Source organism: Mongoliibacter sp. (assembly GCF_007692705.1).
Classification (GTDB): domain Bacteria; phylum Bacteroidota; class Bacteroidia; order Cytophagales; family Cyclobacteriaceae; genus Mongoliibacter.
This window is the reverse complement of the sequence record NZ_REBN01000100.1, coordinates 1-5,556: the sequence shown is the minus strand read 5'-3', so window position 1 is coordinate 5,556 and position 5,556 is coordinate 1. Positions and strand designations below refer to the sequence as shown.

5 protein-coding genes are annotated in these 5,556 nt (G+C 41.0%); all 5 read right to left on the bottom strand.

The features are described from left to right. Window positions 1-443: family 43 glycosylhydrolase (locus EA341_RS03810; RefSeq protein ID WP_293011466.1), on the bottom strand; the 443-nt coding region annotated here is incomplete at its 3' end. A gap of 354 nt (window positions 444-797) precedes the next feature. Then, window positions 798-2,381: a glycoside hydrolase 43 family protein gene (locus tag EA341_RS03805; protein ID WP_293011464.1), complete on the bottom strand. Its 1,584-nt coding sequence runs from the start codon at window positions 2,379-2,381 to the stop codon at window positions 798-800. A gap of 197 nt (window positions 2,382-2,578) precedes the next feature. Then, a complete protein-coding gene (locus EA341_RS03800; RefSeq protein WP_293011462.1) occupies window positions 2,579-3,739 on the bottom strand; it encodes an endo-1,4-beta-xylanase in 1,161 nt (386 codons plus the stop codon). Window positions 3,740-3,790: 51 nt separating this feature from the next. Further along, on the bottom strand, window positions 3,791-4,936 hold the full coding sequence (locus EA341_RS03795; protein WP_293011460.1) for an aldose epimerase family protein: 1,146 nt from the start codon (window positions 4,934-4,936) through the stop codon (window positions 3,791-3,793). An 11-nt stretch (window positions 4,937-4,947) separates the two neighbouring features. Then, window positions 4,948-5,556, bottom strand: a 609-nt coding sequence (gene araD / locus EA341_RS03790) for an L-ribulose-5-phosphate 4-epimerase AraD (RefSeq protein ID WP_293011459.1), incomplete at its 5' end; no start/stop codon positions are given.

Sequence of the window (5,556 nt, the reverse complement as noted above, 5' to 3'; positions counted from 1 at the left end):
GGTCCTGCCGGGTCTGTTGCAGTTACAACAAAATTTCCTCCTTTTCCCACTAAAGTAGTGATCATATAGAAAACCCCTTCATGATGTTGGATGGTTGGGGCAAAAATACCTTCGGAAAGTTGCAAGCCCTCCACATCCATTTGTTCAGGTCTGTCCAAAACATGGCCTAGTTGCCTCCAGTTGACCAAGTCAGTACTGTGAAAGATTGGGACTCCAGGAAAAAAGGTAAACGTTGAGGTAACCAGATAAAAGTCATCGCCAACCCTAAACATACCGGGGTCTGGGAAAAAGCCTGGTAAAATGGGGTTCTCGAAAGTTCTTTCAGAAGGGGACTGGGCCATGACCGCTTGGTCAAAACACAGCAAACCAGCCAGGAGCAAAACAAAAATTTTGATCCCGGCTTTGTTTACTTTTCCCCTGATACAAGCAATGGTACTGTTCATGGAAATTTTAATAGGTATAATAGGTTTAAGAAATTGGAGTTTACGAAAACAGAAAATATTGGCGTCCTAACTAACAAGAAATATTTTCTCAATTTTTAAATCGAGCAAGATTCGCAAGCTAAAGACCAAAATCTCTACCGTACAGAAGGTTGAAATGGCTGGGTCTTAAAAGTTTGTTAATCGTCATTCTGGTTTCTGCTTTCGCTTTACTCTACTATATGAATTCCAATATCGGAATATTAAGTGTAAAAACAACATTTAAATGAAAAAAAATATCTAAATCATTCACTACAAGTAATTTTAAGCATAATAGTAGCTTTTAAATTTCAGCACAATTTTATTTGCAAGGGAATTTCAAAGACCTCGATCAATCCTAAAAAAATCAAAATCTGCATACCCTCCCAGTTCTTTTTCAGCATAAAAGAACAATCCATACCGATAGCCCATAAAATGAGGTAAGGTATATTTCATTTCCAACGTTTGGCCAAACTTTTCCCAATCCACTCCATCCAGACTATAATAGAACAGGGCTTGGTCTTTCCTGTTTTCAAAATCGCAGGAAGCCTTCAGAAACACTTCGCCCGATTCAAGAGGAATTTCAGCTTGTACTTCTTCATTTTGGTCTTTGCCTAATACCATGACAATTGATTTTTGCTGACCGTTGTTTTTAACCCCTATGTAACCGAATTCCTTCTGGAGTAGAGCCAGTCCTGCAACATCACCTTGTTTTAATCCAGAAACATCCAGCTTTGTAACCACTTGGCTTTGTGGACCGAAGGTCCGTTGCGTAAGGGTATTTCTGGTGTCCAAAAAACTTTGATCCAGCCTCTCTGAGCGCAAACGAAGATATCCCTTCCTTTCGGTCAATGACCAACTTTCCTCGATGGGATTGTGATTCCATTGCCAAACCAAGGGAAGCGAATACCCGTCCGTCTCCTTCCTTTCAAATTCATCTGAAGACACCAGGTTTGGTATTAGCCCCGCACTTGCAGGCAAAGGCAAGCTTTCAGGAACTTTTCCGTCTTCACCCAATACTGGCCAGTTATCCTCCCATGTGACAGGTACCAAATATGGGATTCTCCCCACTGCGCCAAAGTCCCTAAACAAATAAGCAAACCAATCTCCAGCAGGAGTATCTATCAAACCACCTTGAGCAATTCCCCGATCAGCAAGAGCTACTCTACCTTCATAAGGCCCATGCAATGATTCAGACCGATGAACAAGAACGGTTCGCATTCCGTCTAGAGGCCAAACGATATTGAACAAATAATAAAACCCATTAATCTTGAAAAGCTGAGAGCCTTCTGCCTGCAACATGATATTGTCACCAGCAGGTTGACTGGCATTGGATATCAAGACCTGTTCTGTTTCGGGAATGATTCCAGAAAAGTCGGGCTTCAGCTCTACTATTCTTATTTCCCCTGCTCCCCAAATCATGTAAATTCTTCCATCATCTTCAAAATGGAGGGTGTGGTCGTGATAAGATGGTGCAAAACTCACTTCTTCCCATTGTCCGCTTTCAATATCATCTGTAGTGAAAACATGGGTTTTTCCACTGGTTTGCGCAAAGGTGCTCAGGTAATAACGTCCCTCATAATACCTCAAACAACTGGCCCAAGAACCCCTTCCGTAAGCATTCTGACCATTACTTAGATTCATCGCTGCATTATCTACCAAAGAGTTATAGGCGTACCCTATGATTTCCCAATTGACCAAATCCATTGACTTCATAACCGGAACTCCCGGAGACATATGCATAGTAGTACTACTCATGTAATAAGTATCCTCCACTCGAATGATTGAGGCGTCAGGAACATCCGCAAAAATAATGGGATTCACAGCCTTTCCTGACTGTGCTGACAAGATCAAAGGAAACAGCACCTGAATGCTGATCAACAGCATTACAGCATTCAGGTGGTTAATTTTATGTATATACATTTGGTAATGCTTATAAACTAATTTGTGATAAGTAGAAATGCCCATCTCAATAGACTTATCCCCAATGATACAGGTAGCAATAGAAATTTAGGTTAATTCTTATTATCTGGGTGACAAAGTATCTTAATATCGATAAATATCTCCTCAAAATAGAATTGAATTTAAATACATGGTCATGGGGCGAATTCACACAAAACCTAATTCGTAGTTTTATAATTTTCCATCAGTTCTATGATATCGCTTACCACTGCTTTGGGCTGGTAATCTCTGTCAAAAAGCAAGGGGTAATCCGTTCTGCCTCTTACTGGGAAATTGTTTTTCCAGGAATACCTGTCTGTAACTCCCCAGAAGGTGACCCTACTGATTTCATTTTTATATTTCAAAAACAACCTGAAAAAATCCATATATCGCTCATTAAAAGCTTCCTGAACCTCCTGTGGCAAACCATCTGTATATGGGTTTAACATTTGCTGATACTCAATTGAATCAGAAATCTCAGCTCCCTGATGGTTATTGGGGTTTGGCAAGGCAGAAACGTCCATTTCTGTGATCATTACTTCCACTCCCAGATCTGAAAAGGCTTTGATGCTTTTTTCAAATTCTTCCAAAGAAGGGTAGTCAAGACCTACATGTCCCTGCATACCTATACCATCGATTTTCACACCTTGCTCCTGAAGCCTCTTGACCATTGCAACCACACCTGCTCTTTTACCAGGCATTGCCATAGAATAATCATTGTAAAACAATCTGGCCTCAGGATCCGCCTGATGTGCCAATTCAAAAGCTATTTTCACAAAATCCTCCCCAAGAATCTGATAAAACTTACTGTTTCTCCAAGAACCATCATCAAGTATGGTTTCATTCACCACATCCCAGGTATGCACCCGACCTTTATACCTCCCCACAAGCGTATTGATGTGAGTCGTCATTCTTTCGATCAGTACTTCCTTGGAAACATCATTTCCATCTTCGTCAACAAAAAACCATTTTGGGGCCTGAGAATGCCAAATCAAGGTATGTCCATTGATTTCCATCCCATGCTTTTCTCCAAACTCGACAAACCTGTCTGCATGTTCCCATACAAACTGACCTTCTTCGGGCTGGATCCTCCCACTTTTCATACAGTTTTCGGCCACAATTGCATTGAAATGTTTTTTGGTCAATTCCAGGGATTTGTTAGTTTCCCCCATCAATTGCCTTTCATTCAAAGCAGTCCCAATCCTAAAATGGCCTGTGGCAGCCGCACTCAAAGATTCGGATTGATTGTTTTGTTCAGGATTCTTTTCATTGGTACCATGACCATTCATACTGGGTAAACTGAGAAGAATGGCCAAATAAGGATAAATTAGAAATTTCATGGTTGTTAATAGGTTTAAGTGTAGTATATAGGTTTAAGGTCAAGTATAAGCTTATCGGGTTTTAAAACGATACTCAATTTTGTGGCTGTATTTTTCTCCAGGGTTAAGCCTTGCTGTGGGAAAAGAAGGTTCGTTGGGGGCATTAGGAAATGTCTGCGGCTCTAGGCACAAACCCATATATTGATTGTAAGTCACATTGTTGACAGTCACTTTTCCATCCAGAAAATTTCCAGAGTAAAACTGTACAGCAGGTGAATCTGCATAAAGTTCCATCACTCTTCCGGAAGCTTCATGGTACAGTTCAGCCATTTTAACCAATTCATCCGAGTGAGCTTCCTTCACAACAAAATTGTGGTCATATCCTCCAGGAACATCCGCAATGCGTTCCCCAATCAGATGTGGCTCGGTGAAATCAAATGGAGTACCTGAAACAGCTTTAAGTTCACCCGTTGGGATTAATCCATCATCGACTGGAGTATATTTGGGTGCATAGAGCTTCAGTTCATGTCCCAAAACATCTTCTCGCATTGCACTCAGGTTGAAATACCCATGGTGAGTTAAGTTTACAATGGTCGGTTGGTCATTTTCTGATAAAAATTCCAACAGCAAACGGTTATCTGCCGTCAATTCAAAAGTCAAAGTTGTAGTTAAATTACCAGGATACCCCTCCTCACCATCCGGGCTGATGTATTTCATCTTAACTTTCATGGATTTTTCACCTTCTTCGAATTCAGCATCCCAGATGACTCTGTTAAAACCTAACAGTCCACCATGAAGGTGATTGTCACCATCATTTGTTGCCAGTTGATAGGTATTCCCATCTAAATCAAAACGGCCATTGGCTATTCTATTACCAAACCTGCCAATCGCTGCTCCGAAATAGTAATCATTGTTGTCATAATCAGCGATATTTTCGTACCCTAGTACTATATTTTCACTATTGCCTTTTTTATCAGGAACGATGAGTTTGGAAATGATCCCGCCAAAACTGGAGATTTCAACTTCCATTCCATTGCCATTATCCAGGTGGAATACCTTTGCGCTTTTATTGCCAACTTTTATTTCATTGACTTTCACTTTAAAATTGACGGTCTCTTTTTCCATTGTTTCTTTTTCATTTTTTGGGGAAGTGCAGCTCCAAACCAGAAATCCTGCAAGGGCAAGTCCCATCAGGCACTTTATCAGATTTTCATTCATAAGTTTCGTTTTTAACATCCTTGTCCATAATAAGCATCCTTTCCATGCTTTCTCTCATAATGCTTTTTCACCAAAGCATCTTTGAGCCTTCCTGCATTGGGATTGATTTGTAAGGTCAGGTAAGCCATTTTTGCGACTTCCTCCAAAACCTTGCTGTTGTAGACTGCTTTGGATGCATTCTTTCCCCAGGCAAAGGGTCCGTGGCTTCCCACAAGAATCATTTCCACTTCAGCAGGACTTAAATTTTTATCTGCGAAGCAATCCAAAATCTGCTGTCCGGTATTGTATTCATAATCCCCTTCTATCAGGTGGTCTGCCATGGGAGGTGCACAGGGAATATCAGCAGTCAGGTGGTCTGCATGAGTCGTTCCGAAATTAGGAATATCTTTCAAGGCTTGTGCCCAAGCGACAGCATAAGTGGAATGTGTATGGCAAATCCCTCCAATATTCTCCCAATGTTTGTATAGAAAAGCGTGGGTTTTGGTGTCCGAGGAAGGCCTCATTTTTCCCTCCACCACTTTTGCATCGAAATCAACAATAACGATATCTTCGACTTTTAGCTCTTCATAAGGAACCCCACTTGGTTTGATGGCAAATACTCCTTTTTCCCTGTCCACCTG